Origin of the sequence: Actinosynnema sp. NPDC059335, from assembly GCF_042752395.1 — a bacterium.
Taxonomy (GTDB): Bacteria; Actinomycetota; Actinomycetes; order Mycobacteriales; family Pseudonocardiaceae; genus Actinosynnema.
Map to the genome: position 1 here is coordinate 29,700 of NZ_JBHYXZ010000018.1, position 23,335 is coordinate 53,034.

The window sequence follows — 23,335 nt, forward strand, 5'->3', positions numbered from 1 at the left end:
CCCGCCCGGCCCGGGGGCGGGGGGGGGGGGCCCCCGGGCCCCTGCGCGCTCTCGCGCAGCCGGCCCGCCGCGGGGCCAAACCGGGGGGGCGAGATCAGGCCGAACCGCCCGCGCGGCTGCCGGTGCAGGAACAGGTTCTCCGCCACGGACAGGTCCTTGACCACGGACGGGTGCTGGTAGACGCAGGCCACGCGCCGCCGCCACGCCGTCCGGTCGCCGATCGGCGGGGCCGGCTCACCGTCGAAGAGGACCTGGCCCGCGTCCGGTTTGAGCACCCCGGTCAGCACGCCGACCAGCGTCGACTTGCCCGCCCCGTTCCGGCCGACGAGGGCGTGCGTCTCCCCCGGCAGCACGGCGATGTTCCCGTCGGCCAGCGCGACGGTCGGCCCGAACCTCTTGGCGATGCCGACCGCCGCGACGACGGGTGTCGATCGGTCCATCGGTGACACCCTTCCGTCCGCCCTACCGGGCGCTGTTGCCCCAGAGCGCGGGGTCGTCCACGTTGTCCTTGGTCACCAGGGGCGCGGGGAGCTGGTCCTCGAAGCCGTTCGGCAGCTCGATGACGGTGCTGCCGTGCTCGGTGGGGCCGGCCTTGGGCGTCACGCCCGCCATCGCCTGCTTCGCCCAGTACAAGGCGATGCCGGCGTAGCTGTCGGCGGGCTGGGAGACCGTGGCGTCGATCTCGCCCTTGCGGATGGCGTCGAACTCCTGGGGGATGCCGTCGTTGGAGATGACGAAGATGTGCCGGGGGTCGGTCGGCGGCACCAGCAGGTTGCGCTGCTTGAGCACCTGGAGCGTCGGGTCGAGGAACACGCCGCCCGCCTGCATGTAGATGCCCTTGATGTCGGGGTCGGTGGACAGGCGGGTCTCCAGCGCGGCCTGCGCCTTGCTGCCCTCCCAGTCGGTCGGCTCCTCGAACACCGTGATGTCCGGGAACTTGGTGTCCATGCACTCCTTGAACGCCTCGGAGCGGTCCCGGCCGTTGATCGAGGACAACGCGCCCTGGAACTCGACGACCTTGCCCTTGCCGCCCAGCTTCTGGCCGAGGAACTCGCACGCCTTGGTGCCGTAGGCGCGGTTGTCGGCGCGGACGACCATGTAGAGCTTGCCGCTGTCCGGGCGGGTGTCCACGCTGACCACCGGGATGCCCTTGCCCGCCAGCTCGTCCAGCTTCGGGCCGATCGCGCCGGTGTCCTGCGGGGCCATGACGATGGCCTTCGCGCCCTGCGTGACCATGCTGTCCACGTTGGAGATCACGGTCTGGATGTTGTTCTGGGAGTTCGTCGTGGACACGAGTTCGACGCCCAGCTCCTCGGCCTTCTGCGGCACGTAGCGGGCGTAGGCGTTCCAGAAGTCGGAGTCGGCCCGGGGCAGGTCGACGCCGACGCCGCCCGGTCCGGCGCCGCCCGCCGGGGCGCTGCCGGCCGGCGACTCCTTGGTGCACGCGGCGAGGGCCAGGGTCATGGTCGCGACCGCGAGCGCGGCGGCGGTCCGGGAAGGGATCCTCATCGATGTTCTCCGGTTGTGCGGCGGTGTGGTGCTACTGGGGTCGGGGGCGCAGGCCCTGCATGCCGCCGTCGACGGCGAGCGCGGTCCCGGTGGTGGACCGGGAGTCGGGTCCGGCGAGGTAGGCGATCGCGCCCGCCACCTCGTCGGCGGTCACCAGGCGGCCCGTGGGTTGGCGGGCGCGCAGCGCGGCCAGCTCGGCGTCGGGGTCGTCGGCCGAGGCCAGCAACCTGCGCACCCAGGGCGTGTCCGCGGTGCCGGGGTTGACGCAGTTGACCCGGATGCCCTCGCGGACGTGGTCGGCCGCCATCGCCAGGGTCAGCGACAGCACCGCGCCCTTGGTGGCGCTGTAGAGGGCGCGGTTGGGCAGGCCCGCGGTGGCCGCGATGGAGCAGGTGTTCACGATCGACGGGCTCGCGGACCGGCGCAGGTGGGGCAGGGCGGCACGGGTGGTGCGCACGATGCCGACCACGTTCACGTCGAACACCCGGTGCCACTCGTCGTCCGGGTTGGCCTCCACGGTCCCCTGCGCGCCGACGCCCGCGTTGTTGACCAGGACGTCGAGCCCGCCGAGCAGGTCGGCGGCGCGGTCGACGGCAGCGGTGACCGACTCGGCGTCGGTCACGTCGGCCGTGACGCCGACCAGGTGCCCGGGGACGGCGGTCGGGTCGAGGTCGAGGCAGGCGACCCGCGCGCCGCGCGCGGCGAGCAGGGTCGCGGTGGCCAGGCCGATGCCGGAGCCGCCCCCGGTCACGATCGCGCGCAGTCCGGCGAAGTCCGCGGTCACGAGGCGCTCCGGTGGTCGGCCGCCGCCCACGCCGGGCCGGTCGGGTAGCTGAAGCGGGCGATGCTCTCGGGGCGCATGGTGGCGCTGAACCCCGGCGCGGTCGGCGCGGCGTACCGGCCGCCGACGACGCGCACGGGGTCCACGAAGTGCTCGTGCAGGTGGTCGACGTACTCGATGACCCGGTCGTCCATGGTCCCGGACACCGCGACGTAGTCGAACATGGACAGGTGCTGCACCAGCTCGCACAGGCCCACCCCGCCCGCGTGCGGGCACACCGGCACGCCGAACTTGGCCGCCAGCAGGAGGATCGCGACGTTCTCGTTCACCCCCGCCACGCGCGCGGCGTCCAGTTGCAGGTAGGACAGCGACCCGGCCTGGAGCATCTGCTTGAACACCACCCGGTTCTGCACGTGCTCCCCGGTGGCGACCTTGATCGGCGCGATGGCGCGGGCGATCGCGGCGTGCCCGAGCACGTCGTCCGGGCTGGTCGGCTCCTCCACCCACCACGGCTCGTACTCGGCCAGCTCCCGCACCCACCGGACGGCCGTGTCCACGTCCCAGCGCTGGTTGGCGTCGATGGCGATGCGCACGTCCGGTCCGACCGCGCTCCGGGCGATCCGCATCCGGCGCACGTCGTCGACCAGGTCGGTGCCCACCTTGAGCTTGATCTGGGTGAAGCCCGCGGCCACCGCCTCCCGGCACAACCGGCGCAGCTTGGCGTCGTCGTAACCGAGCCAGCCCGGCGAGGTGGTGTAGCCGGGGTAGCCGGTCTCCAGCAGCCGCGCCCGGCGCTCCGCCCGGCCCGGTTCGGCGCGGCGCAGGATGTCCAGCGCCTCCTCGCGGGTGAGCGCGTCGGTGAGGTACCGGAAGTCGACCAGGTCCACGACCTGCTCCGGGCTCAGCTCCGACAGCAGCACCCACAGCGGCTTGCCCGCGCGCTTGGCCCTGAGGTCCCACAGCGCGTTGACGACCGCGGCGATCGCCATGTGCATGACGCCCTTCTCCGGGCCCAGCCAGCGCAACTGCGAGTCGTGCACCATGTCCCGCCACACGCGGCCCAGGTCGGCCATGGTGGCCTCCAGGTCGCGGCCGACGACGTGCTCGCGCAACGCGTCGATGGCGACGGCCTGCACCTCGTTGCCGCGCCCGATGGTGAACGCGAACCCGTGGCCCTCGTGCCCGTCCGGGTCGTCGGTGGTGATGACGACGTAGGCGGCCGAGTAGTCGGGGTCGGGGTTCATGGCGTCGGACCCGTCCAGCTCCAGCGAGGTGGGGAACCGGATGTCGTGCGTCGCCATCCCGGTGATCCTGGACGTCACGCCTGCCCCACCTCCTGCCGCTGCCGGCCGAGCCCGTCGATCTCGACCTCCACCACGTCTCCCTCCCTCAGGTACGGCTTCGGGTCGGGTTGCCCGAGGGCGACGCCGGCCGGGGTGCCGGTGTTGATCACGTCACCCGGTTCGAGGACCATGAACCAGGACAGGTAGCGCACGACCTCCGCCACCCCGAACACCATGTCGGAGGTCCTGCCGTCCTGCCGGGTGACGCCGTTGACCCGCAGCCGCAGGCCCAGGTCCTGCGGGTCGGCGACCTCGTCGGCGGTGACCAGCCAGGGGCCCAGGGGGTTGAACGTCTCGCACGACTTGCCCTTGTCCCACTGGCCGCCCCGTTCGAGCTGGAACTCCCGTTCCGACACGTCGTTGGAGATCGCGTAGCCCGCCACGCAGGCCATCGCCTCGGCGTGGCCGTCGAGGTAGCGGGCCGTGCGGCCGATGACGACCGCCAGCTCGACCTCCCAGTCGGTCTTGGTGCTGCGCCGGGGCACCAGCACCCGGTCGTCCGGCCCGACCACCGTGGAGGGTGCCTTCAGGAACACCACCGGCTCGGCGGGCAGCGGCGCGCCGGTCTCGGCGGCGTGGTCGGAGTAGTTCAACCCGATGCAGACCACCTTGCCGGGGCGCGCGACCGGCGGCCCGATCCGCTCGCCCGGCGCGACGGCCGGCAGCGCGCCGCCGGCCAGCGCCGCACGGACCCGGTCCAGCCCGTCCCCGGCGAGCAGCGCGCCGTCGATGTCGGCGACCACGCCCGACAGGTCCCGCGGGACCCCGGTCCCGTCCAGCACGGCGGGCCGCTCCGCACCCGGTGCTCCGACCCGTAGCAGCTTCACGCTCGACCACCTCGTCATACATCGGATCTCTTGAGGGATTTATACCCAGCTGTGCGGACGGTGTCCATGGTTCTCGGCGAATAGATCGGATGTATGTGGTGGCCGGTCCGTCCGCGTTCGGACCGGCTACCGCACCCCGCGCCGACGTGCCACCCACCGGCGGCCCGTCACCGGCGCGGGTGATCCGATGACCGCCTAGCCGAAGGCGCGGGTGCGCCAGCTCCCGACCTGGTCGGCGGACAGCGCGGCCGGGATGACCGCGGCCCGGTCGACCGCGCCCGTCAGCCGCTGGCCGCCGTCCTGGTCGGCGGCGAACCGGAGTTGCCGGGTGGCGCAGCCGTTGATGCCCGCACCGGAGACCCGCGCCCCGCCGGCCCGGACACCGTCGACGTAGACGTCGATCTCACCGCCCTTGCCCATGACCACCACGAGGTCCACGTAGCGCCCGGTCGGGACGACCGCGTCGGTGGTGACGTTCTGGTTCGCCCCGATGAACCGCACGTTGTTCGACGGCGTCAGGTCGATCAGCACGCCGTCGGTGCCGGGGTTGCCGCCGGGCTGGAAGTCGAACAGGCGGCGGTAGCCGGCGCCGCCGACCTTGACCTCGGCGGCGAACGTCGCCTCCTTGAGGAACCCGAGCGTCAGCGGCTGCGTCCGCAGGTACGTCTGGCCGTCCAGCACCAGACCGGAGCCGGAGGGCGCGGTCGGGTCGTAGGCGGCGGTCCCGTCCACCGTCGCGTCGCGTCCATAGGTCGACTTGTCGGCCACCACGGCGCCGGTGGTCGGGTCCCACGCGACCAGCGCCTCGTCCGGCGGCGGCGCCGGGCACGGCAGCGGCGGTTCGACCCGGACCAGCGTGACGCCACCGGTCTGCCAGCCCGCTCCCTGCCACGTCACGGCCAGCCGGGTGGTCGTCGCCCCGGTCTTCGGGGTGACGGTGAAGGTGAACTCCTTCGACTGCCCGCGGCGGAGAACCGGGACGTCGACGTTCGCGGGCGTGGCCGTCCACCCGTCCGGCAGCGCCATGGCGAGGCGGGAGGCGGGCAGGTCGGCGTCGCGGGCGGTGACGGTCGCCGTGGCCTGGAACGGCGTGCCCGCGACGACCAGCTCCGGGGCCTTGAGCGTGACCGACGCCTGCGACACGGCGACGTACGTGCGGTTCTTGTGCGCGTCGAAGGTGATCGTCCGGCCGTCGCGCCGGTGCTCCACGGCACGGCCCGACTTCTCCTCCACCAGCCGGTACCGACCGGTGAACAGCTCGCTGGAGACCTTCAGCTCCCCCGACGCCCCCGGGTCCAGCACGATCCTGGTGGGCACGCCGCCCGCCCACTCGGCGTCCACGGTGACGTCGCCGCGGGCGCGCAGGCCGGTGACCTTGCCCTCGGACCAGGAGGACGGCAGGGCGGGCAGCACGTCCACGGCGTCGCCGTGGCTCTGCAGCAGCATCTCCGCCACGCCGGCGGTCGCGCCGAAGTTGCCGTCGATCTGGAACGGCGGGTGGGTGTCCCACAGGTTGTCCAGGGTGCTGCTCTTGAGCAGCTCCTCCAGCATCAGGTGCGAGTGGTCGCCGTCCAGCAGCCGCGCCCAGAAGTTGATCTTCCAGGCCTTGCTCCAGCCGGTGCCGCCGTCGCCGCGCGCGGCCAGCGACACCTCGGCCGCCCGGATGAACTCCGGGTGGTCCCGCGGGGTGATCTGCCGGCCGGGGTGCAGGGCGAACAGGTGGGACACGTGCCGGTGGTCGTTGTTCGGGTCGTCCAGGTCGTCCTTCCACTCCTGCAGCTGGCCCCAGCGGCCGATGCGCAGGCCCGGGTCGAGCTTGGCCAGGACGTCGCCGGTCGACTTCACGACCGCCTTGTCCCCCAACACCCGCGCGGCCTCCTGCGTGTTCGTGAACAGGTCCCACATGATCTGCTGGGACATGGACGCGCCGGCCGTGAACTCCCCCTGCTCGGGCGAGTAGCTCGGGCTCACCACGAGCTTGCCGTCCCGCGGGTCGACCACCAGTTCGTCGGCCCAGAAGTCGGTCAGCGCCTTCATCACCGGGAAGGCCCTGGTGCGGAGGAACTTCACGTCCTTGGTGAACAGGTAGTGCTCGTAGTAGTGCTGGGCCAGCCACGCGCCCGCCTCGGGGAACCAGAAGGAGGTCGCCCAGTCGTGCACCCCGGTGAAGCCGAACGGGTTGGTCTCGTTCTGCACGACCCACCCGTCGTTGCCGAACATGTCCGCGGCGGTCTTCGTGCCGGGCGCGACCATGGAGTCCACGTAGTCGAAGAACGGCGTCGTGGTCTCCGAGAGGTTGGTGGTCTCGGCCGGCCAGTAGTTCATCTGGAGGTTGATGTTGACGTGGTAGTCGGCGCTCCACGGCGGCGATGTCGAGTTGTTCCACACGCCCTGCAGGTTCGCGGGCAGCGACCCGGCCCGGGACGACGCGATCAGCAGGTAGCGGCCGTACTGGAAGAACAACGCCTCCAGCGCCTTGCGGTTCGGCGCGGGCAGCTCCCCGACGCGGTAGGCGCGCAGCAGGTCGTCGGTGGGCATGTCCGGCATGGACTGGCCGATGTCCAGCGAGACCCGGTCGAACAGCGCGCGGTGGTCGGCCACGTGCCGCGAGCGCAGCTGCGAGTACGGCTTGCGCGCGGCGGCGTCCACCCGGGAGGTCACCGCGCGGTGCGGGTCGTCGCCGCGGTAGGTCGGGTACCGGTCGGCGTAGTCGGTGCCCGCGGCCAGGACGAGGACGACCTCGTCCGCGTCGGAGACGGTGACCGACCCGTCGGCGTTGTCCGTGCGGGTGCCGCCGGTGGTCCGGACCTGCACCTGCGACTCGAAGCGCATCTTGTTGTCGTTGAGGTTGCCCGCCACGGTGATGCGGCCGTCGCGCGCGGTGACGGTCTTCGAGCGGTTGTCGGGTGTCGTGACCGACGCCGTGAAGCTGATGCTGCCCGGCCGTGACGCGCTGAACCGGCCGACCACGACCTCGTCGGCGGCGGAGGCGAAGTACTCGCGGGAGAACGTGGTGCCGCCGGCCTGGTAGGTGACGCCCGCCGTCGCGTTCGCGATGTCGAGGCTGCGCCGGTAGCCCGTGACGCCCTGCGGCGCTTCGGGCTGGGAGATGCGCAGGTCGCCGAACGTCTGGTAGGCGCCGAACCCGGTCTTGGGCTGGCCGAGCACCGAGGCGACCCAGGTCGGGCTGACCTTCCCCTCGGCGGCGATCCGGTCCTGCACCTGCTTGATCGCGTCGGGGCGCGGGGTGCGCCAGTTGCCGAAGTCGTAGCCGGGCGACCCGGGACCACCGGTCCACAGCGTCTTCTCGTTGAACTGGAGCTGCTCGTTCTGGAGACCGCCGAACACCATCGCGCCCAGCGCGCCGCTGCCGATGGGCAGGGCCTGGGACTCCCAGTTGGCGGCCGGTTCGTCGTACCAGAGGGTCGAAGCCGAGGAGGCGGGCACCCGTTCACGCCCTCCGATGTCCTGCGCCGGGGCGGCGCCAGTCGCTGTGATCAGGGAGAACCCGGTTATGGCCGTCACCACGGCGGCACGCCGCCGTAGCGCTCTCCGTTGAACGCTCATGTCTTCGCACCTGTGTTCCTCACGGGGCAACACGACGGCTCGAAGGCTAGACATCCGATCTCTACAGCGTCAAGGGTGCAATCTCTCGGGAAACAGGTGAAGACGACCGCCAGGCCGACCGTAAACGTAGGAGCACTACCGGTGACCGATGCCCGGGGATCGGGTCACACCTCGGCGATGGCGATCAGCGCGTCGCGGTCACCCGTCCGGGACAGACGCCGGTGCAACTCGTCGGAGCGCAGCCAGTCCCGGATCGGCGCGGCCGGGTCCCGGGGGAACCACCACAGGCTCGGCTCGCCGCCCGCCGCGAGGTCTGCGGCCCAGTACCGCGCCAGGCGCGCGATCCCGGCGTCCGCGTCGTCACCGGTCATCGTGTGGAGGTGGGCCAACCACGGCGTCAGGTCGTGGTCGACGTGGGCCGCCGCGCAGATCAACTCCTCCACGGAGGACGCGGGTCGGCCATCGGTCACGGCGTCCGCCAGCATCGCGCGGAGCGCGGCCCGAACCGCGCGCTGCTCGTCGTCCGGCCACGCGGGGAAGCGGGCATGGGTCAAGCCGCGCAGCAAGAGCCGGTCGGGCGACGCCTCGACCAGCGCGAGGATCCGCGGCGCGAGGCCGCGCCAGATCAAGCCGTACTGGTCCTCCGACCAGTGGTCGGTGACCTCTCGCGCGAAGGAGCCGACGAGGTCGTCCGGCACCGCCGCCGGATCGCCGCCCAGCAGCTCCAGGTCGGACGGCGAATAGCAGTACGCGCAGCCGTCCACCCTCCCGACCCGGGGCACGCCGGCGAAGACCCGACCGAGATCCATGCCGAGCAGGCTACGCGGTGCCCGACATCCCGGTTCGGCACCACCGGACGGGGTGATTGACGGTCCGGCCCGGGCACCGAACTCTGGTGACCACCACCCGAGGAGGACCAGATGACCGCAGCGATCACCGGCGTGAAGATCGTGAGCGTGAAGGGGGTGGAGTTGAGCAGCAAGGGGCTCGTGCGCGGCGTGAAGGCCGTCGTGGAGGTGGAGGTGACGCGGAAGGAGGGGAAGCCGGAGCTGCAGGAGCTGCGCGGCACCTACAAGTTCTACCCCAACCCGCACGAGAGTTCGGCGTACAACGACCGCAGCAAGTCGAAGTTCTACCACGACGCCGCGGAATCCGTGGCGTGGCGGGTGCTGGGTCCCCGGCACGCGCTCGTGGGCCTGAACAGGTTCCAGTTCGAGTTCGGCGGCGTGACGTACCGCGCGACCGGGTGGGACGAGCCGATCGGCGGGAACTACAAGAACCGCTGGCGCGTGGACGGCCCCGAGGTGCCGCCGCCCTGAACCTCCGCGCGGCCACGCGGCGAGGTGGCACGGCGGACACGCGGCGAGGTCGCACGTGGGCGGTCCCCAGGCGCCCCACCGTCAACCGCCCCCGGGCCACGCGGCCGGGTGGCACCGCACGCCTCGGGTGCCGCCGCAGCAGCCACGCGCGACGCGGCGGGCACCGCCCCGGGCTGCCGCCGCGGGAAGTCGGCGGCGGGAGGCGGCGGAGTGGATTCGGCGGCGGGAGGCCGGCGGCGGGAGGCCGGCGGCGGAGATCCAGCGGCCGGCGGCGGGATTCGGCCGTGGGTAGTCCGCAGTGGGCGGTCAGCGGCGGGCGACGTGCAGGCGGCCGGTGATTTCCACCGTGCCGTTGTGCGCCGACAGGTCCAGGTCCTTCGGCGACACGTCGAAGTGGACGCCCTCCAGGTCCACGTGGAGCGTGGGCACGCGGTAGACGTCGAACCTGATGCCCGTCATGGCCTGGCGGACGAACGGGCTGATGAGCCCGGACAGCGCGTTGGTCACCCACGCCAGCACGGCGCTGACGATGTCGCCCCGCGTCGGCGTGAGCTTGAGCGTCACGTGACCCACGTGCACGGTCTTCGCGGACAGCACCGCGTCGTCCAGGTCCAGCCGCACGTCCGCGACCGGGTCCGGGATCAGTTCCAGGGCGAAGAACCCGTCGGTCGACCCGCCGAAGAACCAGTTGATCCCGGCCGCCCCGCCGCCGGTCACCCGCGCCGACACGGTGATCGTGCGGTCGTCGGACACCCGGCCGTCGGCGCGCACGCCGTGCAGGGCCACGGTCGCCTTGTAGTAGGCCGTGCCGAGGCCGATGCCCGTCTGGTCGTGCGGTGACGCGGTCCGCCCTTCCAGGTACCGGGTGCCGACGTCGGTCACGGCCCGGATCGTGTCGGGACCGAGCTGGGCGAAGAACGGGGTGGCGGGCCACGGACCCGCCTCGTCGGTCGGCAGGGACTTCCCGGACAGGTTGGCGGTGATCACCAGGTGGTCGTCGGCCACGTGCGCGACGGGCCGGCCCAGCGCGATCCCCGCGACGGTCGGGATCGGCAGGGGCATGCCGGCGAGCAGTTGGCGCGCGGCCTCCAGCACGATCGGGACGACGTGCTCGTTGTAGACCCAGTCGGGGAGCTGCTGGCCGGTCGACACCTTCGCGCTCAGCGGGGTGATGACGAGCTTGTGCCCGGACCCGTTGATCGAGGTGACGACGCGCACCGAGACGGTGTTGTGCGCGGGTGTCCCGTCGATGGTGAGGGTGAGGTCCACCTGCTTCAGGTCGACGTGGAAGGCGTCGCGCCGGTCGGACGCCGAGAGGATCCGCAGGACTTCGTCCCGGCCGATCCCCGGCGGGTCCGCGTCGCCGAGCAGGTCGTGCGCCAGGCGGTGCCGGTCCACCGGGGACTTCAGGTCGAACGCCGGGGGTTGCCTGACGTCCCAGGACAGCGAGTACTCCTTGCCGTCCTTCGTGAAGGTCCTGCCGTCCTTGAAGTACCGCGGGTACTGCCGCCGGTACACGGTGCCCGCGATGTCGTTCAGGGTGCCGGCCGAGAGGCCGAAGGCGACGTCGCTCATGCGGTCTTCCCTTCAGAGGGCGTTGGCGGCCTTGGTGACGGCGCAGTTCTTCTCCAGCAGCTTCCACGCTTCCTTCATCGTGATGCCGCAGACGTCGACCAGCGCCTTGGCCATCTCGTCGATGCCGTGCTTCCCGAGGTCGAGCAGGGCGTCGGCGACGGCCGCCACGGACTGCCGGAAGTGGGTGTAGAGCACCTTGACGATGTCGATCGCGCTCTGCCCGACCCACAGCGCGCCGTCGAGGAGCAGGGCGAGCCACTTCCCGACGTCTTCCAGGACGACCTCGAAGAACTCCGCGGCGTGCTCGGAGACCCAGGCGGCGATCGCCTTCGGGACGTCGGTGAGGACGTCGGCGCTGACCGCGAGGTCCATGGCGGGGTCGAGCCGTACGGACTTCCAGTCGAGGCGGAGGTCGGCGTGCAGGCCCGCCGACCGCGCCGACACCCGGCACGAGAGCGTCAGGCGCGCGTTCGGCACCTTGATCCGGACGCCCTTGGGGATGATCGTGATCCCGGCCACGCGGACGTCGCCCCGGAGGGTGAGGTCGAAGCCGTAGGTGCCGGCGCTGAACGCGCCGGCGAACCCGTCCTTCGTGGACAGCGTGGCGCTCATCGTCGTGTGGAAGAGGCCGGCGAGGTCCGTGCTGAAGGTGAACCAGAACCCGGCGGAGTCGGCGTGGCCGCTGAACGTCTCGGTCACGCCGAGGAGCTTGACCCGGCCGGAGGCGTCGAAGTAGGTGCGGCCGGGTTGGCCGATGACCGTGGTGTCGAGGTCGACGTGCGGACCGGCGTCGTGGTTCGTGGCGTCGGTCAGCTCGAACAGGTCGTGGTACTTCACGGCGGGGTCGATCGACCCGGAGGCGACGACGCCCTTCAGCGCCAGCGCGCCCTTGACCTTGAGCGCCCAGCCGAAGAACTCCACGTCCACGTCGAAGCCGAAACCCTTGGCGTAGTGGGTCCCGTCGGGCGCGTCCCAGCCGTTGGGGTCGGCGACCACGAAGCAGCTCAGCGCGTGGACGACGACGTCCTTGAGCAGCGGCACGCGGTCGAGGTCGGTGCCGGTGAACTGGCCGACGATGCGGGCCAGCGTCAGGTCGTGGCCGGGTTGGGACTTGAGGCTGAACACGAACGCCTTGGGCGCCTCGAAGTTCACCACCCGCCCGCCGAGGGTGAGCGTGAACGCGTCGTCGCCGGAGCCGATGAGGAACGTGCCGATCAGGCCGATCGACAGCCCGGAGGCGTCCACGGTGAAGCCGAGGCCGAACGACTTGACGGTCAGCCCGTGGATGCCGAACGGGTTGACCCAGTTCTCGATGGCGACCGACAGGTCCAGCGCCGGCGGCTTCAGGTCGATCGCGCCGCGGCCGACGAGGTGCAGCGTCTCGCCGTGCACGGTGAACTTCGCGTCGGCCTCGAGCGAGAACTTCGTCGGCGCGAGGCTGACGACGAGCCTGGTGAACTCGACCGCGCCGATGGTTCCGGGCTCGGGGAGGGTGCCGCGGATGGTGGACTTGAGCGGTTCGGCGGTGTCGATGATCGCCGCCAGGTCCAGTTCGGTGCGCGGGGGCAGGATGTCCGACAGGACCTTGAGCGCCTTCTCGGTGAGCAGCAGCGACCCGGCGAACGTCACGCCCTGCTCGACCGGGTAGGGCAGGTCCTCCAGGCCGGGCAACGGGTCGGTCCACCGGTCGGTGGACAGCAGCAGCGCGGCGTCGCGGACGGTGACGTGGTCGAACACGTCGCCGAGCGGCGGCCAGATCGCCTTGGGGTTCCAGTCGGGCACGAGGAGGATGCCGACCAGGAAGCCCGCCTGCCCCGTCCCGCCGGTCGCGGCGTTCGCGTAGGCCAGGCGCACCGGGGACGCGCCGGTCCGGCGCGCCGCGAACAGCACCGTGACCTGCCCGAACTTGTCGATGTCGAGGGAGGCGCCCGCCGCGAACTCGTAGCCGGCGGCGCCCGTGACGCGCAGTGCGCGTGCCGCGTCCTTGCTGCGGCGGACCACGACGGCGGCCTTGCGCAGGGTGATCTCGGGCACGCCGGAGCCGGTGACCACGCCCGCGTCGGCGAACGCGTCGGCGAGCTTGGTGAGCGACACCTCCGACAGGGTGCCCTTCAGCTCGAACCCGGCCGAGCGCACCGCGATCGTCGCGGCGAACGACGCGACCTTCCCCTGATCGCGGCCGGTGACGGTGGCCTTGCCGCTGATCGCGCCGTCGAACCCCTCGCCCGCCCGGTAGGCGAGGTCGAGCGTGCCTTCGGTGAGGTGCAGGGCCGCGGCCCCGACCGGCATCGCCCAGTCGCCCACCACCGCGAGCCCGAACGAGAACTGCCTGGTGCGCAGGTCAGCGGACAGCTCCAGCCGGTTGAGCGTGAGATCGGGCAGCCAGGTCGTGCTCGGCAGGTACTTCCGGACGACCTCCGACAGCGGGATCTCGGTCGTGGGGTCGAGCACGCCGGTGAAGGTCAGCCGCGTCGGCGTGTAGTAGGCCGAGACGTCGAGGTCGTACTTGCCGAGGAACCGGAACGTGCCGGCGAGCAGGGCGGTGATCTCGCGCTCGCCGGTCGGGTCCTCGACGGTGAACGTGAGGACCACGTCGGGGACCGCGACCTGGTCGGGGATGATGGTCAACGCCTTGCCGGTGCCGACCTTCAGCGCGACGGACGCCAGGCGGACCGGGTCCAGGCCGACGACCGCGCTCAGGTGGCGCAGGACGATCGTCTCCGGCACCTCCAGCACGTCCTTCACCACGTCGGCGACCTTCGCGCCGTGCAGGAAGTCGGCGAACGCGGTCAGCGCGTACCGCGACAGCGCGGTGAGGTCGGAGTCCAGGATGAGGTAGGTCTTCAGGTCGCGGGTGCGCATCGACACCGGGACGTCGGGCACGCCGTGGCCGACGACGATCCTGCTGCCGAGTTCCAGGCACGGCTCCGGCGCGGGCACCACGACCGCGGTGAACGCGAGCGGGAGCCGGAGCCCGCCGACGACCAGCGGGTCGGACGGGACCGTGCCGATCCGGACCGGGTCGGCGTCGAGCGCACCGCGCGGCTCGCGCAGCCTGAGGTCGGGGAACACCGCGAGCGCGGCCAGGGTGCCCTGCTTGCGGACCTCGGCCGCGGCCAGGTTCAACCCGGTGGACGTGCCGTCGCGCGTGATGCTCGACCACCGCAGCCGGGGTTGGTCGAACACCAGGCCCACCACCTCCGGCGCGACGTCCCGCCACGACGGGAAGGACACGCCCGGGTTCCAGTCCTTCGGCTCCAGGGTGACCAGCAACGCGACCTTGCCCTGGTCGGCCAGGTCGAACGACAGGTGGAGCCGGGGGGCCTCGACGCCGAGCAGCGTGGTGGACGTGCCGGTCAGCACGACCGTCCCGTCCCGCAACCGCGGCTCGTCCGACGGCACGGCGGTCAGCACCCACTTGCCGTCGGTCAGGGGGAACGAACCCCGCACCAGGTCGCGGACGCTGTCGGAGCCCAGCGCGTCGGGCGCCATCGCGAAGGTGCGCTCGGCGCCGCTCCCGGTGACGAACCCCTTCACCTCCTCCAGCAACCGCTCGGGCGACCGGCCGGTCATGCCGGACCGTCCAGTCGGGCCGTCAGCAGCGCGCGGGCGTTGGTGGTGATCGCGGCGCTCAGCTCGTCCAGGATCTCCTCCTTGCGCAGTTCCCGGTTGATCCCGTCCACCACCTTCCGCTTGTTCTCCGGCTTGTTCAGCTCCTTGTTGATGATCTGCTCGAAGCTGTCGCCGACCTCGGCGGTGACGGTGATGTCGGCGGGTTCGGCGCGGACGTCGAGTCCCGTGCACCTGATCGTCAGGGTGTCGAGGGCGTCGTGCTCGCCGCCGCTCGTCGCCAGGACGACGTGGACCTCGGACTTGGTGACGCTGACCGAGTACGGGCCGTCGAAGGGGTCCTGCCCCTTGATCTTGACGACGACCGTGCCGGTGAGCTTGAGGGGCGCCTTGAGGGTGCGCGTTCGCTTGTGCCCGCCCGCGTCCGGGACCTCGACCTCGGTCCCGTCGGGCAGGGTCGACAGCCGCACGACGGCTTCGACGCCGGGGTCGAACACCAGCTCGTCGGCCGGCGCGAGCGCGTTGGCGGCCCCGACCAGCTCGTTGCCCTGCAACGTGATGTCGGTGGGCGTGTCCAGCACGGTCACCGGGAAGGTGAACGGTTTGGGCCGGTAGGGGTCGAGCGGCGGCGAGGTGACGGAGAAGACGCCGACGGGCAGGTAGTAGTCGCTCTTCGGGTTGTTGACCGCTCGGCGGAACCGCTGGAACAGGTCGTCGTCCACGGAGGTGGACCCGCTCGCCGCCCCGATGGACCGGTCGAGCGTCGAGCGGAGGTTCTTGGTCAGCTCGACGGCCAGGCTCCGGCGGTGCTCGGGCTCGTTGAGCGTGTCCTGGATGCGCGCGACGAGTTCCCGTTGGCCGTCGTCGCTGTTGAGCGCGAGGGTGGCCGCGCGCTTCCAGGTTTCGGGGTTGACGTAGGGGTTGCCCTTCTCGAACCGGACGTCGTCGAGCTCCAGGGTGGGCCGTTCGGCTTCCCCGCCGCGGGTGTGCAGCGCCTGGACGCCGATGGCGGGCCGTCCCTCGTCGTCCACCGTGACGGTCCAGTCGACGTCGGCCCACAGGTCGGTGACGAGCAGCACGAACGTCCCGTTGCCCGCCACGTTGAAGGTGGGCCAGTCGAAGGGGGCCTTGTGGTGGTTGGTCGTCACCTCGCCGGTCTTCGCGTCGGCGATGCTGAGCCACTGGTCGAGCCGGAAGCCGCCGGTCACCGTGATCGCCGCGGGCAGTTCGGGGAACGTGCCGAACGCGATGGTGAGCCGGGAGGTGTAGCCGGAGCCCTGCCGGCGCACCGCCGGTTCCGGCCGCAGGCAGGCGTTCTGGAGCCCGTCGACGGTCACCTCCGCGACGTTCAGCGTGGCGGGCTTCCGGTCCGGGGTCGGGATGCCCTTGTACTGCCCGATCTGGACGCGCGGGTCGTACAGTTCGGGCTGCCTCCGGACCTGCCTGTCGAACTCCGCGTTGAACGCCGAGGCGAACATGTTGTTGATGGTGTTGCCGCTCTCGCCGCCGATCCCCCCGATCTCCCACCGGTCGGCGTGCAGGGGCAGCACCTTGCCGCCGCCGGAGTCGGTGAGGTTGGTCAGGACGGTGGGCAGGTAGAACCTGGTCCCCGCCCTGGCCATCCTCGGCTGGAGGGTGTTGAACACGAATCGGAACAAGCCTTCGCCCACGGTGCGCTCCCGGTGGTGGTCAGCGGCCACGGTCCACGACGTGCAACGCGATGCGCTCCAACGCGTCGCGGTAAGGGTTGCGGGGGAACGGACGCAGGTACTCCACCGCGTCCAACGCCTGACGACGCGCCTCGGCATACGCGCGGGCGAACCCCGCCGTCGCCCGCACCTCGTCCACCAACGGCGTCACGTCCTCCGGCGCGGGCAGCTCACCCCGCAGGAACCGGCTCACCCGGTGGTCCTCGCCCAACTCGGCCATCGCGTACACGATCGGCAACGACAACCGACGACGCGCCAGATCCACCCCACGCGGCTTGCCGGACGCCGACTCGTCCTGCGTCAGGTCGAACAGGTCGTCCATCACCTGGAAGGCACGCCCGACCCGCCGACCGTAGTGCCCGATGCGCCGCACGTCCCGGGTCCGCCCGTCGACCAACGCCACACCGCACTCACAGGCCAAACCGAACAACACCGCGGTCTTGCGGTCGATCGTCCGCCAATACCGCTCCACCAACACCCCCGTCCCCCACGACGGGTCCACCCGCAGCTCGTCCAGCTCGCCGCAGCAGATGCGGTAGGCCACGTCCAGCACCGACCTCACCAGGCCGAGGTCGCGCCCGGTGTCGATGCAGTCCACGAACCCCCGCACCGCCTGCACGAACTGCATGTCCCCGACGATCACCGCCTCGCCCGGCCCACGCGCCGCGTTCACCGACGGCAAACCCCGCCGCACCGCCGACTCGTCCACCACGTCGTCATGGATCAACGTCGCCACGTGCAACATCTCCAACGACACCGCACCCCGCACCACCTTGTCCGGCAACCCACCCGGACCGTGGACCAGACGCGCCGACAGGGCCAACAACAACGGCCGCAGCCTCTTCCCGCCGTCGTAGAGCGCGCGTTCGGCGTCGGTGAGGTAGTCGCGTTGCGGGGCCAACGCCTTGTCCAGCAGCGAGTGGTACCGGTCCAGATCACCGGACAGCAAGGTCCGCCACGCGTCGGTGACCGGGTCCGCCCGCGTTCCCGACCCGAGCGTGGTCACGGACGGCACCGCGTCGGTCGCGGTCACCGGCCGGGATCCCCGACCAGGGCCGGGTCCCCGGCCACCACCGCCACCCGCAGCCGCTCGGCCACCGAGTCCCGCACCAGATCCGCCACGAACCCCGCCGCGGCCAGCCGTTCCCCCGCCACCCCGGCCGCCGCGCCGCTCCAGCCCTCGTCGTCCAGCACGAGGTCGAACACCGGCAACTCGACCCGCACCACACCGGACGGGTCCGTGACCGCCGCCGCGCCGGTGATCCGACCCGAGCCCGCGCCCTCGAACAACGTCGTCGGCACGGCCGCCGCCCGCAACGCCCGGCGGCCTTCCCACGCCATGCGGTGGAACCGCTGGATCAGCTCGCGCTCCTGCTCGTCCCAGCCGTCCCAGTCGACGTCGTCGGCGAACGGCCTGAGCACGGCCGGGAACCGACGCCGGACCTCCTCGGTGATGGCGGGGAGGTCGGCTTCGTGGTCGTCCACGGCCACGTAGACCTGCTCGCGGGTCATCGGGTGGGTTTGGTCCTTGTTGTTCCCGGTCCGCTCCACCAGGTCCCCGAAGGCGAACGTCGCCATGCTGGCGTCGTAGTACTTGCCCGACGTGGGCGGGTCCAGCGGGTCGTAGTCGGGATCGAGCATGAGGACGTAGTTGGCGGCGGCGAACTGCCGGACGAACGCGTTGTGGTTGTAGTCGCCCTGTCCCCCCAGGGGGTCCTCGTAGCGCCGTTCCGGGTCGTTGACCGCGGGCTCACCGCTCTTCACCGCGCCGTGCGTGTCCGTCGCCATGTGCGTCGTGCCGGTGTTGACGGTCCAGACGTCACGGGTGAAGCTGCTCAGGTTCTCGTCGAACAGCTCCGCGTACACGTCCTCGTGCAGCCCGTACAGGTTGAGCAGGCTGCGGCCGTTCTCGGTCTGCGCCAGCCGCATGCGTTGGTTGCGCGCGTTGTCCAGCCACGCGGGGTGCTTGTCGTCCTCGTCCGCGGACCTGGGCGCGGTGGCCTCGGCCGGCAGCACCGACAGGTCGCCGCCCCCGTCGACGGTCGCCACCCGGTCGGGGGTCGCGTCGATCGCGTACCGGGCCCGCACCACCAGCGGGGGCAGCGCCACGACCGTGCGGTCGCCGTCCGACACCGGCACGGCCGCGGGCCCCTCTTCCGGCTCGACGGTCAGTTCCGCGAACCGCAGCGACAACGCGCCCGACGGGTAGCCGACGTGCTCGGGCATCCGCACCGTGCGGGCCAGCGGCAGGGCGGGCGGTGGCGGCACGGTGAACGCCCGGGGCGACGTCACGACCCCACCTCGATCCTGCCCGTCACCAGCAGGTTGCCCTCGTGGGTGCCGAGGTCGAGGTCCTTCGCCGTGAACGTGATCGGCGTGCCCCCGACCGTGACCGTGTAGCCGATCGGGTCTTTGAGGTTCACCGGGATGACCTTGCCCTTGATCTTGTCCCGGAGAGCGGGCAGCAGTTTCCTGATCACCGCGTCGACCAGGAACTTGACCAGCTCCAGCAGGGCCTTGTCGATCCAGCTGCCGTCCGGCCGCAGGTGCACCTCCCTCAAGTCCAAGTCGATGATCTTGGCGGAGAACTTCTGGGCCGAGTCCGCCGAGATCTTCACCGTCAGCTTCGGCTTCGGCGGTGTCAGGGTCACCCGGTACTGCATCGTGGTCACCGTCCTGGGTCCGGTCAGAGGCTGTCGCTGGACTTCTTGAACGCGCACGGAATGCCGAGGTAGGAGGCCACCGCGTCGAACGCCACGTCGAGGGCTCCGGACCACACCGTGGCGTCGTCCTTGTCGATCGCGATGTCGTCCACGCTCGCCAGCACCGCGTGGACCGTGAGCTTGGCGCGGTCGTTCTTCTCGGTCCCGTCGTACAGCGTCTTGTTCCTGTTGGCCCGCGCCACCTCGGTCGCCAGGCGTTGCGCGTACGCGCGGTTGACCACGGCGAACACCGGTTTCGCGGGCCACTCCCCGGGCAGCGGCACGGCCGTCGAGGTGTCGCCCGTGGTCACGATCACCAGGCGTCCGCCGGCGATCAGGACCTCCACGACGGTCAGCGTGAACCCGAGGTCGCCGATGGTGATGGTCTGCGGTGGCACCTTGTGGCCACTCAGGACGGGCCCCAGCTTGTCGTACACCTTGGGCAGGATCAGGCCGTTGACGATCGCCTTCTCGGCGGTGCTCATGGTCGACGGGTCGGCCCAGATGGACAGCGGCGTGATGGACAACGTGCCGTCGGCGAGTGCCGCCTGCCCGTAGAACTCGACGCCGGGCGCCAGGTCGGCCTGCGCGCCGTCGATCGTGAACACCAGGCGCAGCTTCGGGATCGCCAGGACGAAGACGTTGCCGGTCGGCGGGTCGCCGGTCGGGTGCTCGCCCTTGGCGTTCACCGATTGCCGCCACCGGGCCGGGTCCGGTGGCCGGAACTCGAAGGCGGGCGACTTCCCCTCGACCTCCCAGGTGCCCGACACGGTGTCGTTGCGGTAGTCGCCCTTGAAGAAGGCGGCGTGCGTCTTGGGGTCCTTGTTGAGCTTGTCGACCCCGGCGGAGAAGCTCGCCGAGTCGATGCCGAGCACGACGTCGAAGTCCACGACCCGAAGACCTCCCGTTCCCCGACCCGTGGCCGGACCGGTTCGCCCGCTTCCGGTGCCAGTGTGTCCAGGCCGGCGCACGCCTGCGGAGCCGTGACACCTTCGTGCCGGCAACTCGACACCTACGAGGCCGGGTTCGCACCCGGTCGTCACCGCCGGTCGCGCGTCGTGTCCCGAAAGGATGGTCGCGCCACCTCCGGATGGGTTCCGCGGACAGCCGTGCCGGGCACGCTCCCGGCCAGGACGGCGCGTCCGCGGCGAGGAGAACCGCCCGGCCCCCAGGGCACGGCGTCCCCTTCCCCGACGACGCCGGGATCCCGCCCGGTGGTCACGTCAAGGCGACGGCGCGCTCGTCGTCGAGGCGGTCGCAGGGCGGGCCGCGGTCGCCACCGGCCACCCGTCCGACGGGGCGGCCGCCGTCACCGCACCGGATCGGGCACGCACACACCCCATCCGGTGACCCGCTCCACCGCGGCCGGCGCGACCGCCACCGGCTCGTGGACCAGGCGGCGCAACCGCAGACCGGCCCGCCGGTAGAACCGCAGCTGCACGCGCCGCCCGAACAACCGCCACCCCCACCGCATCCACCACGGCGCACGCGGGTGCAGTTGCGAGTGGCTGCGCGCGACGAACTCCACCCGACCGGTGGCGTGGTCCTTGACCACCGAGTAGTCCACCCGGCCCCGCTCCAGGTGGCCTTCCAGGGTCTGGTAGCCCCAGCCCCACGTCGTCCGCCCGCCGCCGGTCTCGTCCCGCACGTCGGTCACCCGCACGCCCATCAGGAACCGCAGCCCCGGCAGCCGCGCCTGCAGCAGCATGTCCCGCCCTTCCAACGGCGAGCCGGGCTCGTAGTACGCGCGCACGATCCCGGGCGGGCTGAACTCGTACCCGGCCACCAGCGCCCTGGCCCGCCACCACACCCCGTCCTCGACCGGCGGCCCGACCGCCTCCCGGCCCAACTCGTGCCGGTGCACGTCGAACGTCCACGCCGGCCCCCGCACCTCCACCGGGTCGTAGTTGAGCCCGCGCCCCGCGAGCGCCCGCAGCAACGACCCGACCTCCACCCGACCGGACCGGACCACCCGCACGACGAACCTCCCGCGACCGCCCACGGGTACCCGCGCCCGCGCCCGGGACACGACAGGGCGGCCACCGATCTGGACACGGCAGTGTGACGGGAGGAGGGCGGCCAGGTTGCCGCCGCGTGACGGGCCACCCCGCCGGCAACGGTCGACCACGCGCCGTCGGACCCGACCACGCGCCGTCGGACCCGACCACGCGGCACCGAGCACGCGGCACCGACCGAGCGGCACCGGCCGATGGCCGGGTCAACGCCGACCGGCGGCACTCGGCCACCCTGTCCGTGCTCGTGCCACCCCGCTGCCCGTCGCCCGACCACGCGCGGCGCAGGGTCGTAGGACCCTATCGGGGCGCTCGCCGGTCTGCCACCGTTCGACGGACCATCGCCGAACACGCCCGCGGCTCCCGCCGTCGCGTGCTCAGGAGGCACCGGAGGTCGCCACGATCACCACACCGAGCAGGGTCGCGCGGGTCGTCCTCGGGAGGGCCGGCGAGTTCGACGACCTCGACGCCGCGCGGTGGGCGACGGCGTACGCCCGGCGCCGCGGCGACGGCACCACCGTGGCACGGCCCCTGGGCCCGGCGCCGGGGCACCCCGGCGCGGACCCGTCCGTCGCCCACGCGCTGGTGGCCGAGTCGTCCACCGCGGACCTGATCGTCACCGGGTCGCAGACCGGGGCCGACCGGGCGCTCGCGCTCGCCGTGGCCGCCTCGGCGCGGTGCCCGGTCGTCGCCGTCCCGCCCGGCGGCGCGTGGCGGGACGACCTGCCCGCGCTGATCGGCGTGGACGAGCACCTCGCCGTGACGACGGCGCTGACCGGGTTCGCCCTGGCCGCGGTGCTGGGCACGGGTCTGCGCGCGGTCCGCTGCACGGGTGGGCGACCCGCCGCCGGAACGCCGGGCGCACCCGCCGTGCTGGGCGACTGCGCACGCCGGCACCCAGGCGTGCCGGTCGACGCGCGGGTGGCCCGGTCCCACCCCGTGAGCGGACTCCTCCGCCACGCCAGGCTCGCCGCCCTGCTGGTCGTCGGCTGCACCCCCACGGGTGAGCGGTCCACGAGCCGCCGCCTGCTCGACCGCTCCCCCATCCCGGTCGTGCTGGTCGGCCCGCGCGTCGCCGACCGGGAGCCTGCGGCCGGCCGGGACGACGTCACGTCAGGCGATCGGGTGCCCTCACCCTGACCTGCCCGCTCTCGGCTTCAGGAGCGGCGTCCGGCTCGCTAGTCTTGACCTCCCTGTCGCGCCACCGTCCCACGACCGCAGCCGCCGGAGGACGTGCGGGCACGCGCGGTTCCCTGCACCGCCAAGGAGCCCCCATGCGCACCTCCTCCGGCATCGGACGCACCACGACACCGATCAGGCGACTCGCGGCAGCCGCCGCCACCGCCGCACTGCTGCTCTCCGGGCCACCCGCCCTCGCCGCCGAACCGGACGCGGCCGACGCCTGCGGGTTCTCCGCGCTGGGCCGGACGGGCCTGCGCGCCGCCGACCCGAGCGTGATCCGCGTCGGCGGCAACTACATCTCGGCGCAGGTCGGCGGCGGCGGCATCCAGGTCCGCCAGGCGTCGTCCCCGGACGGCCTGGCCGCCGCGCCGGCGCGCCTGGTCTGGCGCGACGCGGACAACCTCGGCTCGGTGTGGGCGCCGGAGATCGTCCGCGACAACGGCCGGTACTACATCTACTTCACGGCCGGCAACGACTCCGCGCACCGCATGTACGCGATCAGCTCGACCTCGCCGGACACCGGCTACACCCGCGAGGTCCGGCTGGCCCTGCCCGGCGACCGGTGGGCGATCGACGGCGTGCCCGTGACCTACAACGGGCAGCGCTACTTCATCTGGTCGGGCTGGGAGTGCACCACCAACGTGGAGCAGAACCTCTACATCGCCCGCATGGCCGACCCGCTGACCCCGGTCGGCAACCGCTACGTCATCTCGCAGCCGCGCGAACCGTGGGAGCGGGTGGTCGGCGACCCGTTCATCAACGAAGCACCCGAGGTCATCAAGGACCCCAACGGCCAACTGCACGTCACGTACTCGGCCAACGGCAGCTGGAGCGAGCAGTACTGCGTCGCGGACCTGCGGCTGCGCGCCGGGGGCGACCCCACCTACGTGTGGGACTGGTACAAGTCCAACGGCTGCCTGTTCGGCTCGAACCGGGCCACGATGATGACCGGGTGGGACCCCACCCTGTACGTCAACGGCCCCGGCCACCACACGTTCGCGCTGCTCGACGGCGACATCGCCACCAGCCCGCCGGCCGGCCCGAAGTTCCCGATGATGTACCACGCCGTGGCCAAGGGCACGCCCTACCACTGGGACAACCGCTACTGGTACACCGGCACCTTCGTCTGGTGGGGCAACACCACCTACCGCCGCGCCAACGTCCCCGGCCCGACCGCGGACACCGGCTGGAGCCTGAAGTTCTTCGAATAGGGCGGCGGCGGCCCGGCGGTCGCACCGG

The 23,335-nt window shown here is 72.0% G+C and carries 18 protein-coding genes; 3 read left to right on the top strand and 15 right to left on the bottom strand.

The window, feature by feature from the left end; genetic code table 11:
- From ACFXGA_RS08540 to ACFXGA_RS08570, 7 genes are all read right to left on the bottom strand, one after another.
- Positions 1 to 440 (bottom strand): ATP-binding cassette domain-containing protein (locus tag ACFXGA_RS08540; protein ID WP_378085603.1); only part of this gene is annotated, 440 nt, incomplete at its 3' end.
- Positions 441 to 462: 22 nt separating this feature from the next.
- Positions 463 to 1,509, bottom strand: a complete 1,047-nt coding sequence (locus ACFXGA_RS08545) for a sugar ABC transporter substrate-binding protein (RefSeq protein ID WP_378085605.1) — start codon at positions 1,507 to 1,509, stop codon at positions 463 to 465.
- Positions 1,510 to 1,540: 31 nt separating this feature from the next.
- A complete protein-coding gene (locus tag ACFXGA_RS08550) occupies positions 1,541 to 2,293 on the bottom strand; it encodes an SDR family NAD(P)-dependent oxidoreductase (protein WP_378085607.1) in 753 nt (250 codons plus the stop codon).
- Entirely contained in the window at positions 2,290 to 3,591 is a 1,302-nt protein-coding gene (locus ACFXGA_RS08555) for an enolase C-terminal domain-like protein (protein WP_378085689.1), read from the bottom strand. Before ACFXGA_RS08555 ends, ACFXGA_RS08550 begins: the two co-directional genes overlap by 4 nt.
- Before the next feature lie 17 nt (positions 3,592 to 3,608).
- Positions 3,609 to 4,460 (bottom strand): fumarylacetoacetate hydrolase family protein, encoded by an 852-nt coding sequence (locus ACFXGA_RS08560; protein ID WP_378085610.1) that lies wholly within the window; start codon positions 4,458 to 4,460, stop codon positions 3,609 to 3,611.
- A 195-nt stretch (positions 4,461 to 4,655) separates the two neighbouring features.
- Positions 4,656 to 7,907: a glycoside hydrolase N-terminal domain-containing protein gene (locus ACFXGA_RS08565; protein ID WP_378085612.1), complete on the bottom strand. Its 3,252-nt coding sequence runs from the start codon at positions 7,905 to 7,907 to the stop codon at positions 4,656 to 4,658.
- A gap of 284 nt (positions 7,908 to 8,191) precedes the next feature.
- Positions 8,192 to 8,836: a hypothetical protein gene (locus ACFXGA_RS08570; protein WP_378085614.1), complete on the bottom strand. Its 645-nt coding sequence runs from the start codon at positions 8,834 to 8,836 to the stop codon at positions 8,192 to 8,194.
- A gap of 111 nt (positions 8,837 to 8,947) precedes the next feature.
- On the opposite strand from ACFXGA_RS08570, the gene ACFXGA_RS08575 reads away from it, so the two are divergent.
- Positions 8,948 to 9,346 carry a hypothetical protein gene (locus ACFXGA_RS08575; protein WP_378085616.1) on the top strand — a complete coding sequence of 133 codons (399 nt, stop codon included), beginning with the start codon at positions 8,948 to 8,950 and terminating at the stop codon, positions 9,344 to 9,346.
- Positions 9,347 to 9,652: 306 nt separating this feature from the next.
- Here the strand turns inward: ACFXGA_RS08575 and ACFXGA_RS08580 are convergent, their stop codons facing one another.
- The 8 genes from ACFXGA_RS08580 to ACFXGA_RS08615 form a co-directional block, all read right to left on the bottom strand.
- The gene (locus ACFXGA_RS08580) at positions 9,653 to 10,921 is read right to left on the bottom strand and encodes a hypothetical protein (protein ID WP_378085618.1); all 1,269 of its coding nucleotides are present in this window, start codon (positions 10,919 to 10,921) and stop codon (positions 9,653 to 9,655) included.
- Between the two features lie 12 nt (positions 10,922 to 10,933).
- Positions 10,934 to 14,494, bottom strand: coding sequence for a hypothetical protein (locus tag ACFXGA_RS08585; protein ID WP_378085620.1), 3,561 nt, complete (start codon positions 14,492 to 14,494; stop codon positions 10,934 to 10,936).
- Positions 14,491 to 16,161: a hypothetical protein gene (locus ACFXGA_RS08590; RefSeq protein WP_378085622.1), complete on the bottom strand. Its 1,671-nt coding sequence runs from the start codon at positions 16,159 to 16,161 to the stop codon at positions 14,491 to 14,493. Before ACFXGA_RS08590 ends, ACFXGA_RS08585 begins: the two co-directional genes overlap by 4 nt.
- 19 nt (positions 16,162 to 16,180) lie before the next feature.
- Positions 16,181 to 17,233, bottom strand: a complete 1,053-nt coding sequence (locus ACFXGA_RS08595; RefSeq protein ID WP_378085624.1) for a polyprenyl synthetase family protein — start codon at positions 17,231 to 17,233, stop codon at positions 16,181 to 16,183.
- Positions 17,230 to 18,492: a hypothetical protein gene (locus ACFXGA_RS08600; protein WP_378085626.1), complete on the bottom strand. Its 1,263-nt coding sequence runs from the start codon at positions 18,490 to 18,492 to the stop codon at positions 17,230 to 17,232. The genes ACFXGA_RS08595 and ACFXGA_RS08600 overlap by 4 nt, the downstream gene beginning before the upstream one ends.
- Positions 18,489 to 18,863 (bottom strand): hypothetical protein, encoded by a 375-nt coding sequence (locus ACFXGA_RS08605; protein WP_378085628.1) that lies wholly within the window; start codon positions 18,861 to 18,863, stop codon positions 18,489 to 18,491. The genes ACFXGA_RS08600 and ACFXGA_RS08605 overlap by 4 nt, the downstream gene beginning before the upstream one ends.
- Positions 18,864 to 18,886: 23 nt before the next feature.
- Complete coding sequence (locus ACFXGA_RS08610) at positions 18,887 to 19,792, bottom strand: hypothetical protein (protein ID WP_378085630.1); 906 nt, start codon at positions 19,790 to 19,792, stop codon at positions 18,887 to 18,889.
- 419 nt (positions 19,793 to 20,211) lie between these two features.
- Positions 20,212 to 20,880 (bottom strand): DUF1990 family protein, encoded by a 669-nt coding sequence (locus ACFXGA_RS08615; protein WP_378085632.1) that lies wholly within the window; start codon positions 20,878 to 20,880, stop codon positions 20,212 to 20,214.
- A gap of 553 nt (positions 20,881 to 21,433) precedes the next feature.
- Here ACFXGA_RS08615 and ACFXGA_RS08620 point away from each other — a divergent pair.
- Positions 21,434 to 22,054 (top strand): hypothetical protein, encoded by a 621-nt coding sequence (locus ACFXGA_RS08620; protein ID WP_378085633.1) that lies wholly within the window; start codon positions 21,434 to 21,436, stop codon positions 22,052 to 22,054.
- A gap of 134 nt (positions 22,055 to 22,188) precedes the next feature.
- Positions 22,189 to 23,307, top strand: coding sequence for a glycoside hydrolase family 43 protein (locus tag ACFXGA_RS08625; RefSeq protein ID WP_378085635.1), 1,119 nt, complete (start codon positions 22,189 to 22,191; stop codon positions 23,305 to 23,307).
- Positions 23,308 to 23,335 lie beyond the last annotated feature (28 nt).

Coding starts and splice junctions, on each gene's coding strand:
- ACFXGA_RS08575 (WP_378085616.1), top strand. CDS start 8,948: ATGACCGCAGCGATCACCGGCGTGAAGATCGTGAGCGTGAAGGGGGTG.
- ACFXGA_RS08570 (WP_378085614.1), bottom strand. CDS start 8,836: ATGGATCTCGGTCGGGTCTTCGCCGGCGTGCCCCGGGTCGGGAGGGTG.
- ACFXGA_RS08585 (WP_378085620.1), bottom strand. CDS start 14,494: ATGACCGGCCGGTCGCCCGAGCGGTTGCTGGAGGAGGTGAAGGGGTTC.
- ACFXGA_RS08555 (WP_378085689.1), bottom strand. CDS start 3,591: ATGGCGACGCACGACATCCGGTTCCCCACCTCGCTGGAGCTGGACGGG.
- ACFXGA_RS08580 (WP_378085618.1), bottom strand. CDS start 10,921: ATGAGCGACGTCGCCTTCGGCCTCTCGGCCGGCACCCTGAACGACATC.
- ACFXGA_RS08605 (WP_378085628.1), bottom strand. CDS start 18,863: ATGCAGTACCGGGTGACCCTGACACCGCCGAAGCCGAAGCTGACGGTG.
- ACFXGA_RS08625 (WP_378085635.1), top strand. CDS start 22,189: ATGCGCACCTCCTCCGGCATCGGACGCACCACGACACCGATCAGGCGA.
- ACFXGA_RS08545 (WP_378085605.1), bottom strand. CDS start 1,509: ATGAGGATCCCTTCCCGGACCGCCGCCGCGCTCGCGGTCGCGACCATG.